General features: G+C 42.5%; 16 protein-coding genes. 8 read left to right on the plus strand and 8 right to left on the minus strand.

What is annotated here, in order from left to right; translation table 11 throughout:
• Positions 1 to 294 precede the first annotated feature (294 nt).
• Positions 295 to 1,845 (plus strand): Rne/Rng family ribonuclease, encoded by a 1,551-nt coding sequence (locus tag LAQ65_RS16130; protein WP_224118026.1) that lies wholly within the window; start codon positions 295 to 297, stop codon positions 1,843 to 1,845.
• 55 nt (positions 1,846 to 1,900) lie between these two features.
• Here the strand turns inward: LAQ65_RS16130 and LAQ65_RS16135 are convergent, their stop codons facing one another.
• The 3 genes from LAQ65_RS16135 to LAQ65_RS16145 form a co-directional block, all read right to left on the minus strand.
• Entirely contained in the window at positions 1,901 to 3,277 is a 1,377-nt protein-coding gene (locus LAQ65_RS16135; RefSeq protein ID WP_224118027.1) for a RagB/SusD family nutrient uptake outer membrane protein, read from the minus strand.
• 23 nt (positions 3,278 to 3,300) lie between these two features.
• Positions 3,301 to 6,417: a SusC/RagA family TonB-linked outer membrane protein gene (locus tag LAQ65_RS16140; protein WP_224118028.1), complete on the minus strand. Its 3,117-nt coding sequence runs from the start codon at positions 6,415 to 6,417 to the stop codon at positions 3,301 to 3,303.
• A 548-nt stretch (positions 6,418 to 6,965) separates the two neighbouring features.
• The gene (locus tag LAQ65_RS16145; RefSeq protein ID WP_224118029.1) at positions 6,966 to 7,652 is read right to left on the minus strand and encodes a zinc metallopeptidase; all 687 of its coding nucleotides are present in this window, start codon (positions 7,650 to 7,652) and stop codon (positions 6,966 to 6,968) included.
• A 417-nt stretch (positions 7,653 to 8,069) separates the two neighbouring features.
• Here LAQ65_RS16145 and radA point away from each other — a divergent pair, with 417 nt between their 5' ends.
• The 6 genes from radA to ricT are packed head-to-tail and all read left to right on the plus strand — an operon-like array spanning position 8,070 to position 14,872.
• Positions 8,070 to 9,440: a DNA repair protein RadA gene (radA, locus tag LAQ65_RS16150; protein ID WP_224118030.1), complete on the plus strand. Its 1,371-nt coding sequence runs from the start codon at positions 8,070 to 8,072 to the stop codon at positions 9,438 to 9,440.
• Between the two features lie 50 nt (positions 9,441 to 9,490).
• Complete coding sequence (locus tag LAQ65_RS16155; RefSeq protein WP_224118031.1) at positions 9,491 to 10,201, plus strand: ComF family protein; 711 nt, start codon at positions 9,491 to 9,493, stop codon at positions 10,199 to 10,201.
• A gap of 34 nt (positions 10,202 to 10,235) precedes the next feature.
• Complete coding sequence (locus LAQ65_RS16160) at positions 10,236 to 11,636, plus strand: choice-of-anchor Q domain-containing protein (protein WP_224118032.1); 1,401 nt, start codon at positions 10,236 to 10,238, stop codon at positions 11,634 to 11,636.
• Positions 11,637 to 11,675: 39 nt separating this feature from the next.
• Positions 11,676 to 12,188, plus strand: coding sequence for a glutathione peroxidase (locus LAQ65_RS16165; protein ID WP_224118033.1), 513 nt, complete (start codon positions 11,676 to 11,678; stop codon positions 12,186 to 12,188).
• A gap of 43 nt (positions 12,189 to 12,231) precedes the next feature.
• Positions 12,232 to 13,443 (plus strand): DNA polymerase III subunit, encoded by a 1,212-nt coding sequence (locus LAQ65_RS16170; protein WP_224118034.1) that lies wholly within the window; start codon positions 12,232 to 12,234, stop codon positions 13,441 to 13,443.
• 55 nt (positions 13,444 to 13,498) lie between these two features.
• Entirely contained in the window at positions 13,499 to 14,872 is a 1,374-nt protein-coding gene (ricT, locus tag LAQ65_RS16175) for a regulatory iron-sulfur-containing complex subunit RicT (RefSeq protein WP_224118035.1), read from the plus strand.
• A gap of 46 nt (positions 14,873 to 14,918) precedes the next feature.
• Here ricT and LAQ65_RS16180 read toward each other — a convergent pair whose 3' ends face one another.
• Positions 14,919 to 16,385: an amidohydrolase gene (locus LAQ65_RS16180; RefSeq protein WP_224118036.1), complete on the minus strand. Its 1,467-nt coding sequence runs from the start codon at positions 16,383 to 16,385 to the stop codon at positions 14,919 to 14,921.
• 175 nt (positions 16,386 to 16,560) lie between these two features.
• Here LAQ65_RS16180 and LAQ65_RS16185 point away from each other — a divergent pair, with 175 nt between their 5' ends.
• On the plus strand, positions 16,561 to 16,758 hold the full coding sequence (locus LAQ65_RS16185) for a hypothetical protein (RefSeq protein ID WP_224118037.1): 198 nt from the start codon (positions 16,561 to 16,563) through the stop codon (positions 16,756 to 16,758).
• A 66-nt stretch (positions 16,759 to 16,824) separates the two neighbouring features.
• Here LAQ65_RS16185 and LAQ65_RS16190 read toward each other — a convergent pair whose 3' ends face one another.
• The 4 genes from LAQ65_RS16190 to LAQ65_RS16205 all read right to left on the minus strand — a co-directional run bounded on the left by LAQ65_RS16190 (position 16,825) and on the right by LAQ65_RS16205 (position 22,309).
• Positions 16,825 to 19,422, minus strand: a complete 2,598-nt coding sequence (locus LAQ65_RS16190) for a TonB-dependent receptor (protein ID WP_224118038.1) — start codon at positions 19,420 to 19,422, stop codon at positions 16,825 to 16,827.
• Between the two features lie 111 nt (positions 19,423 to 19,533).
• Positions 19,534 to 20,247, minus strand: a complete 714-nt coding sequence (locus LAQ65_RS16195) for a LytR/AlgR family response regulator transcription factor (protein WP_224118039.1) — start codon at positions 20,245 to 20,247, stop codon at positions 19,534 to 19,536.
• The gene (locus LAQ65_RS16200; protein WP_224118040.1) at positions 20,247 to 21,290 is read right to left on the minus strand and encodes a sensor histidine kinase; all 1,044 of its coding nucleotides are present in this window, start codon (positions 21,288 to 21,290) and stop codon (positions 20,247 to 20,249) included. The genes LAQ65_RS16195 and LAQ65_RS16200 overlap by 1 nt, the downstream gene beginning before the upstream one ends.
• Before the next feature lie 224 nt (positions 21,291 to 21,514).
• On the minus strand, positions 21,515 to 22,309 hold the full coding sequence (locus LAQ65_RS16205) for a TIGR00266 family protein (protein WP_224118041.1): 795 nt from the start codon (positions 22,307 to 22,309) through the stop codon (positions 21,515 to 21,517).
• Positions 22,310 to 22,317 lie beyond the last annotated feature (8 nt).

Here is a 22,317-nt window from a genome sequence, read left to right on the forward strand (position 1 = left end):
TCTTTGCAAACATGCCTTGTGGTAAAAAAAGAAAGCGTCATAAGATTGCGACGCACAAGCGTAAAAAGAGACTGAGAAAGAATCGTCATAAGAAGGGTAAGAAGTAATATTCTTCCTTTTATAACTTCTTTAAGCCGGAATATGTAATTTTATTCCGGCTTTATTTCCTTTAGCTGAACCGTTTATTGCAGTCATCCTCCGATTATTGCTTATTCCCGGATGCCTGTAATGCAAGAGACTACTTCAGCTTTTTTCCTTTTGGTGAGATTGGACTGATGTTAAAAGATTACTCGCTTGAACAAGGAATTAATTATTAACTCCGCGCCACAGGGTGTAGAGATAGCTCTCCTGGAAGACAAGAAACTGGTAGAACTGCACAATGAAAAAGCAGATGCCAGTTTTGCTGTTGGGGATTTGTATTTAGGCAAGGTAAGAAAGCTCATACCTGGTTTGAACGCTGCATTTGTTGATGTAGGGTTTGAAAAGGATGCTTTTTTACACTACACTGACCTGAGTCCCTATGCGAAATCACTCCTTAAGTTTACCCAGCAATCCATTGCTGATAACACAGTTGGGGGATTTGATTTTGGTCGTTTTGAAGTTGAATCTGAAATCATTAAGACCGGAAAAATCAATGAAGTATTGGGAGGAAAGCCTAATGTATTGGTGCAGATCCTTAAAGAACCCATTGCGGCAAAAGGTCCGCGCCTGAGCTGCGAGATTTCATTACCCGGCCGTTTTGTTGTAATAACCCCATTTAATGATGTAGTAGCTGTTTCCCGGAAGATCCATTCTTCTGATGAGCGTAAAAGGCTGCAAAAAATTATTGAGGCTATCAAGCCGAAAAATTTCGGGGTCATAGTACGTACTGCAGCCGAAGGGAAAAACACAGCGGAATTGCATGAAGATTTGCTGGCATTAGTTGATACCTGGAAAACCATACAACAAAACCTGAAGGGTGCTGTTGCACCTGCAAAAATACTGAGTGAGCAAACCAAGGCGACCAGTATGCTGCGTGATTTGCTTACTGAAGATTTTAACCGGATAGTTGTAAATGACAGGAATATTTATAACGATACCAAAAGTTATATCCAAAAGATTGCCCCTGATAAAGCTGATATCGTAACCTATCACCATAATGGATCGCCCATATTTGACCAGTTTGGCATTACAAAACAGGTTAAAGCGGCTTTTGGTAAAACTGTCAACCTCCCAAGTGGCGCTTATCTTATCATTGAGCATACTGAAGCACTACATGTAATTGATGTAAACAGCGGTTATAAAAGCGTGAGCAATAACCAGGAGCAAAATGCCCTGGAAACGAACCTCGAAGCGGCAGAAGAAATTGCCCGCCAGTTACGTTTACGCGATTTGGGTGGTATTATCGTGGCTGATTTCATTGATATGAAATTGCCTGAAAATAAGAAGCGGCTCCTGGATGCCATGGAAGGTTATATGAAAACAGACAGGGCCAAACATGCGGTTTTACCTATCTCAAAATTCGGACTGATGCAGATCACGAGGCAGCGTATGAAGCCCGAGATCAATATTAACACAATGGAAGTTTGTCCGAGTTGCCACGGCACCGGCAAAATATCTTCAGCGCTTGTGCTTGAAGATGAAATTGAGAAGAACCTGAATTACCTTATTACCCATAAACACAATAACCTCACCCTCTCTGTGCATCCGATAATGCATGCCTATTTAACCAAGGGCTGGATTTTTAGCAAGCTGTGGAAATGGAAGCGGACTTTTAAGCAGAATATCAAGCTACAGGCTAACAGCAATTACCACCTTACTGAGTTTCATTTTTTCGATTCACATGAGGAAGAAATCAAATTATAAAGAAAAAAAATCCGCATCAGTTGGTGCGGATTTTTTTTGAAGTAGCGCTTAATTACTAATAGCCTGCATTCTGGGTCAGATTCTTGTTTACCTTAATTTCACGATCAGGAATCGGGAAAATCAGGTGCGGATCATTCCAGGCAATACCAAGGATAGATTTCTGCAGCCTTTTCGCATCATGCAGTTTGAAGCCTTCAAAAGACAACTCATGACTTCTTTCCAAAATGATTTTATCAAGTGTCAGTGCATTATCTGCAATTGGTGCCAAACCAGCCCTCTCTCGTATCGTATTTATATCATCTACAGCCGGCACCCCGCCGATAGGTGAAGCTGGCGCTAACCTGAAGTTAGACTCACCACGAATCAGGTACATTTCAGCTAAACGAATAATATGAACTGCCCCATAAAGCATGTCAAATTTGCCGCAATAAATTGATCCGCTTGCCTGATAAAATGCCTGTGAGGGCCGCTGATCATTTTGCTCATAATCTGAAAAATAACTTGGAACGATTTCTATATCACCGCGACCTGCCTGTGAAAAGAAAGTTGCAAAATCATTTACCCCCTGTGTTGTATTCACCTGCATGGCGAAAACATCCTCAGTTGTATTGCCTACCACTTGATTAGGATTATTTGGATTATAGGGGAATGCGGAAGCATAATCACTTGTAAGGCTATTGGAACCACTGTTTATAACGCGGTCGGCTGCGCTCGCTGCATTTGCATAATCGCCTTGTTGCAGGTAAACGCGCGCCAACATTCCCGCGGCTGCAGATTTGTTAGCAAAGAAACTATTGTCTGCAGGTAATAAACTTTCAGCTTCAGTAAGGTCTTTAATGACTTGTGTATATACTTCTGAAACTTTATTGCGGGCCACATAACTCGCTTCAGTAATGCTTCTTGTAGGAGTCAATATAATTGGTACTCCGTCATTTGAAGCAGGCGACCCGTCATTCCATGGTTTTGCATATAACCTGACAAGATCAAATAATAAAGAGCCGCGAATGAATTTCGCTCCTCCTTCAACCCTGTTTCTGTTAGCTTCAGTAACTTTATCCAATGCACTCAATACATTATTAGCAACATTTATCGTATTATAAGACGCCAGCCAGGTCCCTTCTACGAAATCGTTATTAACAGGTATGTTTTTGTTGAAAATCTGGGTCATTCCCTGGTAGGTACCACTCCAGGCTATATTTCCATCATCACCCAGTAATTCTGAATATACAAAAATGTCACCTCCGTAAACATAGCCTTTACACAACTGTGCATAGGTGCCTACTAATGCCGATTCTACATCGGAACTGGTCAAAAGCGCCTGGCTTTCGTCGATACTGGCATATGGATTTTTTGTCAACCCTTTGGTGCAGGCAGAAAATAAAGCCAGGGCAATGAACAAAATCCCAATTATTTTAAATCTATTATTAGACATAGTATTTGTTTTAGTAGTTCAAATTATAATCCGATGCTGACGCCGAAAATTATGGTCCGCAATTGAGGGACTGAATAAAAATCAACACCCTGATTGATATTTGAAGCCTGGTAATCGGCATTCACTTCAGGATCCCATCCTTTATAATTCGTGAAAGTGAATAAGTTTTGTCCTCTTACATAAACTTTGGCCCTTTCCAGTTTAATTTTTGCAAGAACATTTTTAGGCAGGTTATAGCCCAATGTCAGTTGTTTAATCCTCAAATAAGAGCCATCATATAACCACCTGCTGGAAGGATCCGTACCATTAGCCTGAAATGTCCTGGCTTCTGGAACCATTGTTTTATCTCCAGGATTTTTCCATGCATTCAACTGATCTGTTGTTTGGTTATCAAATCCATTACTTCCGGAGGCTGACATGTATTGTCCACCACCATCATAAATTTTATTTCCATGGACACCCTGGATGAACACATCCAGTTCAAGTCCTTTATAATTAAAATTGTTCCGCATACCGTAGATGAAATCAGGATTGGGGTTACCAATTACAACATCTGCAGCCTCATTGTAATCACTTGTTGGGGTGCGGTCAATTTTGCCTGAAGCGTCTTTAGTATTTTTATACCATATCGCATCCCCGGTTGCAGGATCAGCACCAGCAAATTCACGTGCCACAAATACACCTAAGGGCTGCCCTTCCCTTGCCCGGTTTACATTACCTATACCAAGCTCCTGGCCTTTCAAATCGGTAATTGTGTTTTTGTTCATCGCGAAGTTAAGATTGGTCGTCCAGCGGAAATTTTTGGTCACAATATTTTCTGAGTTGATAGAAAACTCGAAACCCTTATTATTTAATTTTCCGAGGTTCCGGATTTGTGAGCTAAAACCACTGGTCCCAGGAACTTCCACAGCAAGCAGCAGGTCTTTGGTATCCCTGAAATAGTAATCCACTTCTGCTGTCACCCTGTTTTTAATAATGCCAAACTCCACACCAAAATCAGCACTGGCAGTAGTTTCCCATTTTAAATCGGGGTTTGACAATTGGGAAGGACGCTGGCCCGGGATACTTGCATATGCGCCGTCGCCGGTCCACAAACCCTGCCAGGGATAGTTTCCGATTCCAGCATTACCTGTAAGTCCATAACTGGCTTTTACTTTAAGAAAGCTTAACCATTTTGAATCTGCAAGGAACTTTTCTTCCGACAAAATCCAGCCCGCAGATGCAGCGGGGAAAAAGCCCCAGCGGCTATTCGGTCCAAAACGGGATGATGCATCGTATCGGCCGCTTAGGGCAAGCAGGTAACGATTCTTAAACTTGTAGTTCAACCTGCTGAAATAAGAAAGGAAAGAAAATTCTGTTTCAGTTGACGTTGCATCAGTTTTCGTACCGGCACTGGTTAATTTTTTATATGCAGAAGAAGGAAAGGATTCTGCGGTAGCACCCTGGCTAAAATGATTCTGGTCCTGGTAACTCATACCCGCTACCACATCAATATCGTGATCTTCCTTGATCTTCGTGAAATACCGGAAAAAGTTATTGGTATTATAATTCAGTATCTGGTCAGCTGAGGTAAATCCGCCACCACGCGGATACTGCGTATTCCTTACAGTAATGGGTCCGTAATAGGCTTCTTCGGTCTGGTTCAGCTGGTCCATACCAAATTCTGTGCGGAAAGACAGGCCTTTCATAATTTGCGCCTGTCCATATACGTTACCCAGAATCCGGTTAACAAATGTATTATAGTATGCTCCTTTTACACTCAGCATAGGGTTATAATAGACCGGGTAATTTGTGTTGGGAACACCGGTCTCGGGATCTAATTCCCCACTTATCAAACCGGTACGCGGATCAATCAGCGGGGTAATTGGAGAAAGGGCAACACTCTGTAAAGGAGTTGAGAAGGCGTTATCATTAGACACCCTGAAGTTTAAGGTTCGGGAAAATGCCATGTTCATACCTGCTGAAAGCCAGTTATTTAATTTGTGGTCAATATTCAACCTGCCATTATACCTTTTTAAACTATTGTTTTTGGCAATACCAGTTTGATCAAGGTATTGGCCGGCCATATAGAAGGTGGTTTTTTCATTACCACCAGAAAGGCTCAGGTCATATTGCGTTATTGGCGCAGGTTGAAAAGCTTCTTTCTGCCAATCGGTATTAACCTTATAGGTCTTATAATCATCATTGCCGGCAGAATACCTTTTTAACCTGCTTTCAACATAGTTTGTCCACCAGTCAATTCCTTCCTGTTCTGTATTCCAGTAGCCAAGCCTGTACTCATATTTACCAGCACCTACAGCCGCCTGCCGGGAATAATCAACAAATTGCTGGGCATTCATAAAACTCCTCAAGTGGGTTGGTTCCTGGACACCAGAGAAAAAGCCGAAATCAATTTTTGATTTGCCTGCCTTACCCCTTTTTGTGGTAATCAATACAACACCATTTGATGCCTGGGACCCATAAATAGCTGCTGATGACGCATCTTTCAGTACTTCTATTGACTCTATATCATTTGTATTTAAATCAGCCAGAGGACTGGTCTGGGCTCCGTTACTTGAAAGGTCTGTGGTTGTTACAGGAACACCATCTACAACATACAAAGGTTCATTTCCTGCAGATACAGAAGATGCTCCCCTGATCCTGACTTTAATTCCCTGTCCGAGTTTACCATTTTGTTGTTCTACCTGAACACCTGCAGCACGACCCTGGAGGGCACTTTCAAAGCTGGTAGCAGGTGTATTGCCAAGTTCTTTTGCGCCAACTTTGGCAACAGAACCTGTAATATCACGCTTAATTTTAGTACCATAACCTACCACCACTACTTCAGAAAGCGCACTTTCACCTACTGTAAGACTAACTGAAATATTGTCGTATACAGCCACTTCCTGCTGGGCATACCCTACTGAGGAAATTACGAGAGTTTTAGCTCCTGAGGGAATTTTAAGGCTGAAGGTTCCATCAGCACCGGTAGCAGTTGAAACACTTGTACCTTTTACAGTTACAGTTACACCAGCAAGGGGAAGACCATCCTTTTGGTCTGTAATTCTACCGGATATTTCCCGGGTTTGTGCCTGAACCGATAATGTGGTCAGAAGCAATAAGCTCCATAACAGGCCAGTCAATTTCTTAAATGCAGCCATATACATCTGTTAGTTTGTGCCAAAGGTATTGGCGGTTAAAGGATAGTTAAACTTTATAACAGGTCTATTTTAAAAAAGTTATGGTAATTTCCAAAGAAATACATATATTTTTTTACAATATCTGTTAAATAGAAGTGAAACACTTATCGAAAAGACAATTTAATCTAAAAATTTGCTGTCTGACTACAAAAGAAAAACCAGGTTAGAATACCAGGATTAAAGATGCATATGAGAAAAAACCTTACTATTTATGATTTACGACCGGATCACTACTCATTTTTTACATTGGCATTAACATCACCTTTTGCCGAAAGGACTATTGCATAACTTCTTCCACCGCCTTCTGATAATTTATTTATACCCCAGCGGCATACATGGCAATATGGTTAACCCCTTGAAAGCCAGGCATTCGTCTATTTTACCAGTATTAATCAGTGCCTCTGCTTTATTCAACTCCATTTCTTCATAAGTGCCTGACAGGTATCACTTATACAGGAAAAAAAGTCCGGCAAAAAGCCGGACAAACCAATATCATTTTGGTTATAAATTTAATTACGGTTTCTTCCCTGGTAAATCAATATGTACTGAAAGAGGGTTACTATAGAAGCCACAGCAGCCACAACATAAGTAAGAGCTGCCCATTTCAGGGCATCTTTTGCCATGGGCTGCTCTTCAATGGTGGTTATTTTGGTGCGTTCCAGCCAGGCCAGGGCCCGGTTACTGGCATCAAACTCTACCGGCAGGGTTATCAGCGAAAACAAGGTAGTTACCGCAAAAAGGATAATTCCGCCCAACAGCAGGCCAGGAAACCGGTTAATGGTAAAAATACCAGCTAAAAGGATCCACTGAACAATTGTTGAACTGAATTGAACGGCAGGAACCAGTTTACTACGCATATTTAACCATGGATAACCTGTAGCATGCTGAACAGCATGGCCGCATTCATGGGCAGCTATTGCGGCTGCAGCTACATTCCTGCCCTCAAAGATATCAGTACTCAGGCTAACTGTTTTGGTAAGAGGATTATAGTGGTCACTTAAAAAACCCTGGGCAGGAACCACCTGAACATCATAAATGCCATTTTCCCGTAACATACGCTCGGCAATCTCCTTTCCAGACATGCCCGATTGCATGGGAGTTTGGCTATATTTTTTGATCCTGCTCTTCAAAGCCAGAGAGACCAGCATACTAAGTCCCACAAAAATGAGCGATACAAACATAATTGAAGGTGTCATATATAGTCAGATTCTAATAGTATTATGATCCATCAAAGCTATGACCAATTCCCTATCCTGCCATTTTCTGCCTGCCCTTTCCCTAGCCGGACAGCCGTTTTGTCAGACTCCTTAAAATCGATACTTTTTACCTGCCAATTTAGCGGCGAACGTCATTTTTGAGAAATTTTTAATCACGCATATATTATTGATATACAACAACTTACACCTACTCTTCAGGTGCTTTAATACGGAAGCGGTGGTGGGTAAAAGTTATTCACAGGAGCAAAAAATTATTTTGAAATGTGCCCCTAATTCGTAATTTAGTGCAAGAATTTAATGGGTTAGTAAGTAAAGGGTCAGCAGGAATGCTGGCCTTTTTACTTTTACGGAACTCCCGATTTAATCCTTCTTTTTTTCCCTTTTTACGATTTGGTCATGAGCAAAATGAAGTCATCTTTTTTCTGTCAGCAATGCGGATATGAAAGTGCAAAATGGTTAGGAAAATGTCCGGCTTGCCAGGAATGGAATAGTTTTGTTGAAGAGATCAAGCAACCAGAGACTAAACAAAATGCCACTCCCTGGAAACAGGATAACCATCGATCAAAATCTGGTGTTACACGTTTACAGGATATTTCTGTTACAGAAGAAAATAGAATTGTTACTCCGGATATAGAATTGAACAGGGTGTTAGGTGGCGGTATTGTAACCGGCAGTATTATTCTGGTAGCAGGAGAACCCGGAATTGGAAAATCAACTTTGTTCCTACAAATAGGTTTACAACTTCAAAATTTAAAAGTATTGTATGTAAGTGGTGAAGAAAGTGAACAGCAAATCAGGATGCGTGCTGAAAGACTTCCATGCCAGAGTGGGAATTTTTTTCTGCTAACCGAAACCAGTACCCAAATCATTTTTCAGGAAATAAAAAAACTGAGGCCCCAACTTGTTATAATAGATTCCATCCAAACCTTACATACATCACAAATAGAATCTTCACCTGGAAGTGTTTCACAAATAAGAGAATGCGCAGCAGAATTGCAACGCTTTGCAAAAGAATCCAATACCCCTGTTTTCCTTATCGGGCATATTACGAAAGAGGGTGCAATTGCTGGTCCAAAGATCCTGGAACATATGGTGGACACGGTTTTGCAGTTTGAGGGTGACCGGCATTTTACCTTCAGAATCCTGAGAACCCTTAAAAACCGTTTTGGCAGCACTGCTGAATTGGGCATCTACGAAATGAGTGCAGAAGGCATGAAAGGTGTACTCAATCCCAGTGACCTGCTCCTTTCTCAGAAAGAGGAACACTTAAGCGGTATTGCCATCGCTGCAACGATAGAAGGAATGCGGCCGTTCCTGATAGAAGTTCAGGCATTGGTTACTCCATCTGTTTATGGTACCCCGCAAAGAACAGTAAGTGGTTTTGATTTGCGCAGGCTACAACTACTGTTGGCAGTTTTGGAAAAAAGAGGCGGATTTCAATTTGGCTCAAAAGATGTTTTCCTGAATATAGCAGGCGGATTAAAAGTTGAAGATCCTGCAATTGACCTATCAGTTCTATGTGCACTTTTAAGTTCATATGATGACACACCGATTGCACCTTCCATTTGTTTTGCAGGTGAAATCGGACTTAGTGGAGAGATCAGGTCAGTGAACCGGATCGAACAAAGAATTGCTGAAGCGGAAAAATTGGGGTTCGAAAAAATGATCATCAGCCGTTACAACCAGAAGGGATTGTCCAAGATAAATGCACAAATCGAAATTATACCGGTTAGTCGCGTTGAAGATGTATATCGCCTGCTTTTTTAATACGGTGAATTGACGCTTGTCAATCAAAAATCTGCGGCCTATTTTTCAGCATGTTTTTTCCTTCTTTCAGGTACTGTTTTAAGGCTTTTTCGGCCTTGTTTTTCCCCCACAATTGTGCTGGCTGCAATTCGCCAGCATTACCCGAATCAGCCGGCATCTGTGCCCAATGCCTTTCAAAATTACCCATTACCGGTTATTTATCCGAACCTGGCAACGCGGTGGAGCAGGTTTTCTGGGGAAGGTTACCGGTTTCCCGGGCAGCCGCCTGCTGCTTTTTTACCAAGAAAAGCAGGGTTCAATCTGCCCTTCACCAGATAAAATACCATTTCCGCAAGGACGCTGCCCTTCAAATTGGGGAATGGATGGGTAATCAACTGGCTAATTCCGGTTGGTGTGCAAACGTCGATCTGCTCCTGCCTATGCCCCTTCACCGGAAAAGGGAACAGGAAAGGGGTTATAACCAAGCCGCCCTTTTATGCGATGGCATTTCTGATAAATTGAATATCCCCACCCTGCACCATGCGCTGGTCCGTAAATCGGCAACCCGGTCACAAACCAAACAGCACCGGGCTGAACGGTGGGAAAATATGCAGGGAGTATTCGCTATTGCTGATCCAAACCTGCTGATCAACAAGCATGTGTTGCTGGTTGATGATGTTATTACGACCGGAGCAACCCTGGAAGCTATGGGAGAAATTTTACTGAAGGTGCCGGGATTAAAACTAAGTATCCTTTGCTTTGCTTATACGGTTAAGCATTGAGGCCGGTTAAGCAATTCCCCCTACTTTTGAAAACATGTTGCGCATTTTTTATTTTTTTGTCCTTCCCTTGCTTTTCCTCTTTGGCGCATGCTCTAAAGAGCACCTGACCAACAGCCAGGAAGCCCGGATTGGCACAAGCTCCGACAGCCTTTATTTCGATACGGTATTTACCCAGGAAGTTTCGATAACCCAAAGCATCAGGATATATAACCAGAACAACCAAAAAATAAAACTGGCATCCATCCGGCTGGCAGGTGGTGATACCTCCATTTTCAGGATTAATGTAAATGGCGAATCCGGTCCTGTTGTTCAAAACATTGAAATAAGCGCCAATGACAGCATCCACGTTTTTGTAAATACCAGGGTACCACAAAATTCATCCCACCTGCCATTCATTGTGGAAGACAGCATTATAATAGTATGGAATGCCAATCAAAAAAAAATAAAGCTGTCAGCATGGGGGCAAAACGCCCGCTATATTAAAAATGCCAGTCTTTCAGGCAAGCATATCTGGACCAGTGAACTACCCTATGTAATACTTGGTGAACTTCACGTTGAAAAAGATGCAATCCTTCAAATTGCTAAAGGAACCAGGGTTTACTGCCATGCAAATGCACCAATTCTTATAGACGGATCCATACAGGTTAACGGTGACACAGCAGCCAGGGACCGTATTGTTTTTTCCGGGGACAGGCTCGATAAACCTTATAAAAATCTCCCGTCAGGCTGGCCTGGAATTTACTTACGCGAGCCCAGCCATGATAACAGTTTCGCCTATACGATAATCAAGAATGCATACCAGGGAATTATTACGGAAGGGCAGCAAAACAATCCCGGAAAAAAATTATTGCTTGAGCAATGTATTATAGACAATATATGGGACGCAGGTTTACTTGCGATTAACAGTTCAGCCGAAGTCAACAACTGCCTGGTCAGTAACTGCGGAAAAAATATCCGGTTAATTTATGGCGGTGATTATAGTTTCACTCATTGCACAATTGCCAGCTTTAGTAACCAATATTTTTCACATACTGAACCGGTAGTTTTTATTACAGATGCCATAAGTAATAATAATGTTGTACAAACGGCAGCACTATCCGCCAGGTTTACCAATACGATCTGCTGGGGTGATGGCGCTATGGTAAACAATGAAGTAGTGGCTTTGAAAGAAGGAAGCAATGCGTATTCGGTCATATTTACATATGGCTTATGGCGGGAAAATGAAGTTTCCCCGAATATCGACACAGAAAATACCTATAATGATATTGATCCGGAATTTGAAGAAACCGGTGGCGAACAGGGAAAATATAATTTTCACTTAAAAAGCAGTTCACCAGCCATAGATAAAGGGCTAACCACTAATTTGGTGGTTGATCTGGACGGCAACCCCCGAATCCGGGAAATTCCGGATTTTGGTGCCTACGAAAAACAATAGTTTAGGATATTTGTTAGATTACCTGTAAATCGAATTATTATGTTAAAGACATTAATTGTAGCTATGATAGTTATGGCAGCCACCGGCATTTATGATTTTAAATTAACAAGCCTTGACGGTAAGGCATTTAACCTTGGACAGTTTAAAGGGAAAAAAATCCTGATAGTGAACACAGCATCCGCTTGTGGATATACCCCTCAATATGCTGACCTGGAAGCCCTTTATGAAAAGTATAAGGGAAAATTGGTGGTGGTTGGTTTCCCGGCCAATAATTTTGGCGAGCAGGAAAAAGGCACGAATAGTGAAATCCAGACTTTCTGCAAGAAAAATTATGGGGTTACTTTCCCAATGTCTGAAAAGGTCTCCGTAAAGGGAGATGATATCCATCCATTATTTAAATACCTCACCGAAGAAGCTGGAAAATTGGGTGAAACAGATCCTATCAAATGGAATTTCACCAAATTTCTGGTAGATGAAAATGGTAAATTAATTGCCGTATTCCCCAGCAAAGTGACGCCGATGAGCGAAGAGATTACCAAATACCTGAACTAAGCCGGGTTGGGAATAGGGAATCGGTAATCGTTATCTTCGCGGTATGCAATTCGCTTCTGTAATCGGGCAATCTGAAGTTAAACATCAGTTAACAGACATGGTTCAGCACAACAGGCTGAGCCATGCGCTTTTATTTCTGGGAAAGGAGGGAAGCGGAGCCTTGCCCCTTGCCCTGGCATTTTCACAATATATAGTTTGCGAAAAAGTCCAGGGTAAGGCAACTGAACCTGCTGTTTCATTATTTGGGGAGGCATTACCGGCAACGGTTACAGGAAGTGTTAATGATAGCTGCGGGGCTTGCGCTGCCTGCACTAAAGCTGCAGCACTCGTTCATCCTGACATACATTATTCTTACCCGGTTATTCCAAGGAAGTCAGGAGATAAACCAATTAGCACAGGCTATATTTCAGAATGGCGCGAGTTTGTCAAAAACTATCCTTACGGAAATGTTTTTGACTGGTTACAATCAATTAATGCTGAGAATAAACAAGGTAATATTACAGCGGATGAATGTTCTGATATTCTTCGGAAACTAAGCCTCAAGACATTCGAAAGTAAGTATAAAGTGCTGGTTATGTGGATGCCAGAATTCCTGGGCAAAGAGGGCAATAAGTTGCTGAAGTTGATCGAAGAACCTCCGCCAAATACTATTTTCCTGTTGGTTGCTGAAAATGAATCGCAGATCTTGCCAACTATTTTATCGCGTTGCCAGCTGGTGAAAATTCCGGCATTGACCAACAATGAAATAAGTGCACAACTTGTACAAAAGGCCGGCATTACCCCAGACCAGGCGCAACAACTGGCTGCCATTAGTGAAGGAAATTACAGGGAGGCCCTGCAACAATTGAACCATGCCGGTGAAGACTGGCAATATATGGTGCGCGAATGGCTCAATGCAATTTTGAAAAACGGCCCGGTTTCGCTGGTAAAATGGATCGAAGAATTAAGTAAACAGGGCCGGGAAAAACAAAAGCAATTCCTCCGTTATTTTAACCACCTGCTGGAGCAAAGCGTCAGACTGAATATTTTGGGAACCGAAAGCGAATGGGCCAATAGTTTGCCTCTAAGCGAAAAAGACTTCATACTTCGTATTAACAAAATGTCGGACCTCGCCCAACAGGAGGCAATAGTGGAGGAGTTAGACAAGGCAGCATATTATATTGAAAGAAATGCTAATGCGAAAATCTTGTTTCATGCCCTGAGTATTAAGCTATTCCATATCCTGACGGAGAAGTCGAGGGTAAAGCCGTGGTAGTTTTCGCCTATATTTGTAGAATCTAATTAATTCACATTCATTTTATTAATAATATATGGGATGCAGTAGTTGTGGAACAGGAACACCAAACGGGTGCAAAAGCAATGGAGGATGTTCCTCTGGCGGTTGCAACCGGATGAATGCTTACGATTGGTTGCAAAATCTGCCCTTTGCGGATACGGAATCAGCTTGTAAAGTGGTAGAAATTTCTTTTAATGGTGGCAGTCGAAAAGATTTTTTCAGGAATAACGCCCTTCAAAATTATGAAAAAGGGGAACAGGTTACAGTAGAAGGAATCAGCGGCGTTGATGTTGGAGAGATCAACCTTACCGGCGAAATTGTGCGGCTCCAGTTGAAAAAGCGTGGGGCGAATGAGTTCGATCCGGAGATGAAGAAGATTTTACGTCGTGCTAATGACCGTGACCTGGAATTATTACGTTTAAATAAAGCCCGTGAAGCTGAAGCCCTGATCAGGGCAAGAGCAATTGCACGCCAGTTGAAACTGGATATGAAAGTGAGTGAGGTGGAAATCCAGGCCGATGGCCGCAAAGCAACATTTTACTATATCGCAGATGACCGTGTTGATTTCAGGGAACTGATAAAGATCTATGCCGGCGAATTCAAGGTAAAAGTGGAAATGCGGCAGATTGGTGCCAGGCAGGAAGCTGCAAAAGTTGGTGGTATAGGAAGTTGCGGCCGGGAACTTTGCTGCAGTACCTGGTTAACGGATTTTAAGAGTGTAAATACCACTGCAGCCCGTTACCAGAACCTAAGCATTAATCAAACCAAGCTCAGTGGCCAGTGTGGCCGTTTGAAGTGTTGCCTGAATTATGAATTGGACACTTACCTCGATGCCCTGCAGGGTTTTCCCGACCGTGCCGACAACATTAAAATATCCAGGGGAACTGCTACCCTGATCAAAAAAGATATTTTCAAAAACCTGATGTGGTATGTTTTGCCGGATAGCAATAAACAATATCCGCTTACTATTGAACGGGTGCGGAATATTCAGTCGCTGAATGCCCAGGGTGTTATACCGGATGAACTTGAAGCAGTTGATCTCACAGGTTCAAAATCGAAGGAACTGGAGCCGGAATTTGTTGATGTAGTGGGACAGATTAGTTTAAGGAGCCTTGAGAAAAATGATCGTCGTCGAAAGCAACAGCAGCAGCAACAAAAAGGGCGACCGGGTATCCAGAAGGCAACTGCACCACAGCAAGCCCAAAAGCCAGGTGGGCCTGCTGCATCTCAGCCTTCCCGCTCACCCCGTCCGCCGCAGGGTACCAGGCCCCCCCAGGGAAATCGTCCGCCGCAGGGTGATAGGCCGCCCCAGGGAAATCGACCACCGCAAGGTAACCGGCCCCAGGGTAACAGGCCACCCCAGGGTAACAGGCCACCAAGGCCACAAGAGCCAAAACAAGACAACTAACCAGATTACCGAATCAATCATAAAAGGCACCCACCAGGTGCCTTTTTTAATCGCGGTAATTCAATGCGGGCTGACGGTCACCCAATAATGGTACATACTTAAACTCTTTCCCTCTTGCTTCCTGCAATTCTTCTTTCGCTTTTTGGACCAGGCCTGCATCCTGGAATAAATCAATTGCTGTTAATGCCATTGCTTTCGCCGCAACCATCATTCCCTTGATACCAATTTCCGTTCCTCCGCAGGCCACTGCCTGCCAGCTGTGCGCCGGTGTTCCAGGAACCCAGGTCGCAGTATACAAACCTACAGTTGGAACATTCCAGCTAACGTCACCAACATCGGTTGATCCCATCGGCGGATTTGGTGCTTTGACCAAGGGACTAACTTCAGCGGCTTTCTCTGCAGTCGGACAAGCATATCCTATGGTTGACTGGATTTTCCGGGCGAATTCAGTTTCTGCCAGAGTATACTGAACGCCGCCAACCATCTGCAGGTTTCGTTGCATGGCATTAGCCAGTATGTTGTTTAATAAGAGGTCGTAAGTGCCACCAATAATTTCATAATCAGACCGGGTTTCTGTACCAAGAGCCGCACCCTGTGCTGCTTTATTTACGCGTTCAAATAATTGCTTAACTACTTCACGGTCAGGATGCCTTACATAATAATATACTTCTGCAAAATCAGGTACAACATTTGGGGCTTTGCCACCATTGGTTATTACATAATGTATCCGCGCATCCGAAGGCATGTGTTCCCGCATCATGTTGACCATATTGTCCATTGCCTCAACAGCATCAAGGGCGGAACGGCCTTTCTCGGGCGAGGCTGACGCGTGGGCCGAGGTTCCATAAAAACGAAACTTTGCCGACTTGTTAGCCAAAGCACCATCATAAGTGGTGTTGTTTTTATCGCCCGGATGCCAGTGGATTACAGCATCAACATCATTGAATAGTCCGGCCCGGACCATATATACTTTTCCAGAACCGCCTTCCTCTGCTGGTGTTCCATAGACCCTTATTGTTCCCTTCCATTTATTTTGGTCTATCAGTTGTTTTAACTCGATACCAGCTGCAACAGATGCAGTGCCAAACAAATGATGCCCGCAGCCATGGCCTGCATTGCGACCGGCAATGGGCGCTTTTTCGGGTATGGCTTCCTGTGAAAGGCCGGGTAAAGCATCGTACTCTGCCAGGATACCAATTACAGGGTGCCCGCTGCCATAAGTTGCAACAAATGCGGTAGGAATACCCGCTACGCCGGCTTCAATGACAAAGCCTTTATCTTTAAGTGATTGTTGCAGTAAGGCCGAACTTTTTTGTTCCTTATAACCGAGTTCAGCATAATCCCAGATCTTAAGGGCAATTGCCTTATAAGTATCGTACTGGGAAGAAATGTCTTTCTGTGCCTGTTCCTTCCAGGTTAACAGATTTGTACCGGTATTTTTCTTTTGAGCCGGCGCAGTTAGGATACAAAGGCAAAACAATATTGACAAAACAAGTTTAAACACATTGAACATATTTTCCAATTGATTCTCCAAATTATGCCATTTATGAAAAGATCAATGAGCATACATATCATTTCTCACCAAACCGCCCCAGATACACTTCCCATTTTAATTTATAACCGGTAAGGCTACCGGGAACCTTTAGGAACTTAGCTCAGATTTTATGTATTTTGTACAAATTCAACCTATGATAATCCGAAACCTCTTTTCAGCATTGGTAGCAATAACTGTTTCCCTGACCAGCTGTACAAACAAAATGGTAGTCGTGGCCCCCTCTTCGCATCATCAGAACCTGCCACCCGGACAAGAAAAGAAAATTTATGGTGAGAAATCCGCAAAATCATATGCACCCGGTCAGCAAAAGAAAGGCAATACTGAAAATTAAATTTTATTAAAATGGGAAATGCCAGAAAGCATAACTCTCTGGCATTTCCCATTATTTAATGAATCATTATTCCATTTGCATACCTTCCCCGCCAGCCTTCATGTTCTTTCTTTTGAAAAGGGACGTATCTATTTTACCGAATTTATAGGCCAGGTTTAAGCGTACCATTTGCGGATCACGAACCCGGTAATTATCCTGAGTAAAATACTCATTATAAGAATACTGTTCCATTTTCCGGGTACGGAATATATCGTTGAAACTTAGTGTTGCAGACAATGCATTGTTCTTCAGGAAGCTTTTCTTGATTGCTATATCTATACCGTAGTTAGCTTTGATATAGCCTTGTGATGCACTCTGGGCCTGGTTCATAGGTGGTCCGAAGCCCTGGTTCTGGTTTACCGGCAGGTTGGTTTTAGACTGGAAGGTACCACTCAGCTGGATATTAAAATTTTTAGGGAGTTTGAAGGTATTATTCCATTTGGCAAAAACACTCCACATCCCATCTGTTTCGGCTGCCTTGGTGGAATCATTAGTATTGATTTTACTGTTATACAGGTTTACGTTTGTAGTCATATCCCACCATTTGGCGATCGGGTCTACAGCAGTAACTTCTACACCAACACTCCGGCTATTGTTCGCATTAATATAACTATTCACCAGAACATCCCTTTTAAGCACATTATCATATTCAATTTGCTGGTACCGGGTGATCAGGTTGTCGGTATATTTATAATAAGTTGAAGCGAGGATGGTGTGATTGTGTGGCAGGGTTTTGGAATACGACAATTCCAAAGACTGTGTAAATTCAGGAACCAGGTCGGGGTTACCGCGGGTGATGTTAAGAGGATCCGTATAATCCGTGAAGGGGATCAGCTGAAAGAAATTGGGACGGTTAATCCTGCGGCTGTAACTGAATTGTAATTGCTGGTCTTTATTCAATTTCTGGTTCAATGAAATAGAAGGGAATAAACTAACAGGGAATTGATTGGTGAACTTTTCACCTGTATTGGTCTTTTCGCCTTCATAGGAAGAACTCTCCGCCCTTAAGCCAAGCTGGTAACCGAAATTCCTGACAGTATTAGATACAGAAACATATGCCGCATAAACATTGTCTGAATTCTTATAGTTTGTGCTTGCATCTGTTACCAGGTCAAAATCACCGGTTCCCTTATTATACAGGTAATTGTCAATATTACTCTTGGTTGACCTCAGCTGCGCCCTGAGACCTGTTTCCACTTTCAACTTTCCTTTTATTGGCTGCACATAATCAGTTTGTACTGTAACGAACTGATTGCCGCCATCACTTACCAGTTTTTGTTCCTGGTAATCTGTTACAGCGCCTTCTTTAGCTGCAAAATAATCTGTATGGTATAATGAATTGGATGTCATCTTTCCTCCGAAGTAGTTGATATCTGCAGTCAGTTCCTGCCCTTCTTTAGGGAACAATTGCTTCAATCCCATTGAAAGCCCGGTACCATTAAATTCCCTTTTACCTGTAGTTGTCCTTTCATAATAACCATGTGTTGTTCCGCTTTCATACAATGAATCAACTGAAGTTGCAATAAAATCATTCGGTTTGAATTCACCATGGACTTTTACCGCGCCAACTGAGATGGTTGTCCTGTTGGTGGCAAAATAATCGAATCCAACCCTGCTAAACATGAACTGGCCATTGTTGCGGTTTGTATTGGTCTGGAAAATACTGGTTTCCGGCACCTGGCTGAAATTATCGCGCGCTGTGGTGCCGTTCCCCCTTCCTTTGTTCTGGTTAAGGTTTGCACTTATTGAAAAATTGAATTTTTGCTGACGGATGCTTAAATCACCACCACCAGTTACTGCTCCATATTTATCTACACCAGCCTGAACTGTACCATTGTAACCAGATTTTTTATTCTTTTTAAGTACAATATTCAGTATGCCCGCATTGCCGCCTGATGCATCATACTTTGCAGAAGGATTGGTAATCACTTCAATTGATTCAATGGCATTGGCAGGGATCTGGTCTAGGGTAAGTGTGGTGGGGCGACCATCAATAAATAATGTGGGCTGCGCATTCCGCATGGTTACATTTCCATCAATATCCACTTGCACGGAAGGTACGTTTTTCATTACATCAATTGCAGTCCCCCCAGCACTTACCAGGTCTTTATCAACATTGAATATTTTTTTCTCGCCATCCATCCTGACAATGGGTTTGCTAGCGGTCACAGTAACATTCTCCAATTGTTTAATTTCCTTTTTCAGGCTAATATTTCCGAGGTCCTTTGATAAACCGCCACCTCTTTCAAACACAACCGGATGTTCTGTTGCAGCATATTCCAGGGATGAAATCTTTAATTTCATTGGTCCGGATAAAGCAATATCTGAAAAATTAAAATCCCCATTTGCCTTTGTGGTTATACCTGAAACCAGGATGTCTTTACTTTTCTTACCGGTTGTATCACGGCTGGTTTTCAGCAATAAAACCGAAACATCACCTAAAGGCTTTCCATCACTGTCCACAATCTTACCATATACCTGTGCGGTGGGACCACCAGGACCACCGGGAGGCATACCACCCGGAGCCATGCCACCAACAGGCATTTTTGCAGGAGGCGTGCCAGTTTGCGCGAATACACTGGCAACTAGTGATAAGAAAGTGAGGATAAACAATAAACGTTTCATGGAATAAATATTATGCCACAAAACTAATCTGCAATACGGCAATAATGGAAGAAATGAGATGATCGGTAAAAAAGATGCGACTTAATAGATAAACGCCGGGAAACAAACTTATCAAGAAAGTTTTCCTGTTATGATTGCGATAGTATCACGGTAATTTTCTCCAACCGGAATTTCCATAGTGCCTATGAATAAACTATTCTTACGAACTGCCGTAACCTGGTCCTTTGAAATAATAAATGATTTGTGAACCCTTAAAAATTTATCAGCAGGCAGGCTTTCCTCCAGCAGTTTCATGCTCATCCTTGTAATTATGGGCTTCGACGAACTTTTCAAATTAATCTTAACATAATCCTTTAGCGATTCGATCCACAAAATATCACTGAATGAGATTTTCAGCAGGCTGTAATCTACATTCACGAAAAAATAATCTGCAGAATTTTCGCTGGGAGGTCCTTGTTTTAATGACCTGAGTTCGTGTAATTCACGGGCTTTATTACATGCCTTGATAAACCGGTCCAGGGATACAGGTTTCACGAGATAATCTACCACATCCAGTGAGTAACCTTCCAGGGCATATTTTTCATACGCTGTAATTAAAATAAACAAGGGCTTAATGGTAAGGCTCTGGATAAATTGTAAACCGGTTAGTCCGGGCATCTGAATATCCAGGAATATAAGGTCTACCGGATGTTTTTCCAGTATGCGCATAGCCTGAAGAGGGTTTTCGCAGGCAGCAACCAATTTTAGAAAAGGTACTTTGCTGATATTGTCTTCCAACAATTCAAGCGCTAATGGCTCATCATCAATGGCGATACAATTTAGCATCAGGTTAATTTAATGGTTAGCAATACGGTAAACCAGCCATCTTCCCTGTCTACCTGCAAAGTGTGGTTCTTTCCATATAAAAGATTCAGTCTTCTTCTCACATTAACCAGGCCTATACCGGAAGTTTTATCTTTTAGTTCCTGGTCTTCATCTAGATAACGGTTCTTCACCCTGAATTGTAAAAGGCTATTTTTTGTTGTCAGTTCAATGTCAATAGCTGCCTGGTCGATAATACCGGTGCCATGTTTAAATGCATTTTCCACAAATGGGATCAGTAACATCGGTTCTATTTCAAGGCTCCGGTCTGCTTCTTTAAAATCGGTAGTAATTATTACATTCTTGCTGATCCGTTGTTTTTGCAGGTCTATATAGCTTTCGAGATATTCAATTTCTTTTTCTAATGATACCTTTTCGCCATCAACATCATAAAGCATGTAACGCATCAGGGAAGACAGCTTAATCAATGAAGGTTCAAGTAAATCAGATTTTTTCCTGGCCAGCGCCACCATGTTATTCAAAACATTGAACATAAAATGCGGACTAACCTGTGAACGCAGCAGGGACAATTCGGTTTTAAGGTTTTCATTGATTTTTTCATCCGCCAGTTTTTCAGCCCTTATCCGGTCTATACCCATGCGTATGGCAGTACTGGTAGCCAGCATGAAAAGGAAGATAAAAAAAGTGAACAGAAAATGGCTTCTGAAATTAAAATGATTTTGATCCCGGAGCAACAAATTATTCATCCAGCCAATACCCAGGTAAACAACAAATAAAAAGACCTGCATCATTACGAAGCCTGCATATTTTTTACGGTAAAGGATGCGGGGAACTAAAACCACGGCATTCAGGTAAAAGAATGCTATCCAGAAAAGGTTATTGATGATGTAAAAATAATACATCCCGGAAGAGGATGATTCAGGTTTACCGGCTTGTTGGGGGGAGGAACTTGGCCGCAACATGAATGGCAGGGAAAAGAGGAGCATCCAGGCTACTACCTGGAGCAATGCCATCATCCATTTCCTGTTTAACAGGTTTCTAGTCATGGCAGAAAATTACAGCATTTGGCCGTATCGATAGGTTGTTGCTGGCAAAAATGCGCTTAACCAGCAAAATTCAGCGATTAAACCGGACTGCAAACCCGGCCTTTCGGTTTTTCCTCATGATTAATCATCAATCGCAGGCATCTAAGTAAAACAGGTATAGAAATATGATGAGATAGGAAAGAGCCACCAATATATAGCAGCTCTTTCAAAAATCATACTTCATTTTACCATCCATCTCCATCCAGCATATTGCCTAAACCGCCAAGGATTCCACCTTCCTCTTTTCGGGTGGTTGTGCCATATTGCAGCACCCGGCTGGCCAGCCTGCTGATTGGCAAAGTTTGGATCCATACTGTACCTGGCCCACGCAAGGTTGCAAAGAACAAGCCCTCGCCACCAAAAATTGTGTTGCGGATACCGCCAACATATTGAATATCAAAATCAATGGTTTGTGTATAGGCAACTACACAGCCAGTGTCTAACTTTAAAAGTTCACCAGCCTGTAGTTCACGGGCAAATACATGTCCGCCGGCATGCACGAATGCCATGCCGTCGCCTTCCAGTTTTTGCATAATAAATCCTTCACCACCAAAAATTCCTGTACCTAGTTTTTTCTGGAGGGAAATGCCGATGCTAACGCCTTTGGCAGCGCAAAGGAAGGCATCTTTCTGGCAAATTACCCGTCCGCCTAACTGCAATAGGTCGAGTGGTATTATTTTTCCGGGGTAAGGTGATGCAAAACTCACCCTTTTCTTCCCCTGGCCCATATTGGTAAAGGTTGTCATGAAGAGGCTTTCCCCTGTAAGTACCCTTTTACCGGCACTGACCAGTTTTCCCAGTAGCCCGCTTGTTTGCTGTTTTGATCCGTCACCGAAAATAGTGGCCATTTGTATTCCATCATCCATCATCAAAAAGCTGCCGCTCTCTCCTACAGCGGTTTCGTTGGGATCCAGTTCAACTTCAACATATTGCATTTCTTCCCCGAAAATGCGGTAATCTATTTCGTGATTAGTTCGCATGGTTAAAA

Origin of the sequence: Flavihumibacter profundi (genome assembly GCF_020076305.1) — a bacterium.
Classification (GTDB): Bacteria; Bacteroidota; Bacteroidia; order Chitinophagales; family Chitinophagaceae; genus Flavihumibacter; species Flavihumibacter profundi.

Coding starts and splice junctions, on each gene's coding strand:
- LAQ65_RS16180 (WP_224118036.1), bottom strand. CDS start 16,385: ATGTTCAATGTGTTTAAACTTGTTTTGTCAATATTGTTTTGCCTTTGT.
- LAQ65_RS16135 (WP_224118027.1), bottom strand. CDS start 3,277: ATGTCTAATAATAGATTTAAAATAATTGGGATTTTGTTCATTGCCCTG.
- LAQ65_RS16205 (WP_224118041.1), bottom strand. CDS start 22,309: ATGCGAACTAATCACGAAATAGATTACCGCATTTTCGGGGAAGAAATG.
- LAQ65_RS16160 (WP_224118032.1), top strand. CDS start 10,236: ATGTTGCGCATTTTTTATTTTTTTGTCCTTCCCTTGCTTTTCCTCTTT.
- LAQ65_RS16190 (WP_224118038.1), bottom strand. CDS start 19,422: ATGAAACGTTTATTGTTTATCCTCACTTTCTTATCACTAGTTGCCAGT.
- LAQ65_RS16200 (WP_224118040.1), bottom strand. CDS start 21,290: ATGACTAGAAACCTGTTAAACAGGAAATGGATGATGGCATTGCTCCAG.
- LAQ65_RS16145 (WP_224118029.1), bottom strand. CDS start 7,652: ATGACACCTTCAATTATGTTTGTATCGCTCATTTTTGTGGGACTTAGT.
- radA (WP_224118030.1), top strand. CDS start 8,070: ATGAGCAAAATGAAGTCATCTTTTTTCTGTCAGCAATGCGGATATGAA.
- LAQ65_RS16170 (WP_224118034.1), top strand. CDS start 12,232: ATGCAATTCGCTTCTGTAATCGGGCAATCTGAAGTTAAACATCAGTTA.
- ricT (WP_224118035.1), top strand. CDS start 13,499: ATGGGATGCAGTAGTTGTGGAACAGGAACACCAAACGGGTGCAAAAGC.
- LAQ65_RS16140 (WP_224118028.1), bottom strand. CDS start 6,417: ATGGCTGCATTTAAGAAATTGACTGGCCTGTTATGGAGCTTATTGCTT.
- LAQ65_RS16155 (WP_224118031.1), top strand. CDS start 9,491: ATGTTTTTTCCTTCTTTCAGGTACTGTTTTAAGGCTTTTTCGGCCTTG.
- LAQ65_RS16195 (WP_224118039.1), bottom strand. CDS start 20,247: ATGCTAAATTGTATCGCCATTGATGATGAGCCATTAGCGCTTGAATTG.
- LAQ65_RS16185 (WP_224118037.1), top strand. CDS start 16,561: ATGATAATCCGAAACCTCTTTTCAGCATTGGTAGCAATAACTGTTTCC.
- LAQ65_RS16165 (WP_224118033.1), top strand. CDS start 11,676: ATGTTAAAGACATTAATTGTAGCTATGATAGTTATGGCAGCCACCGGC.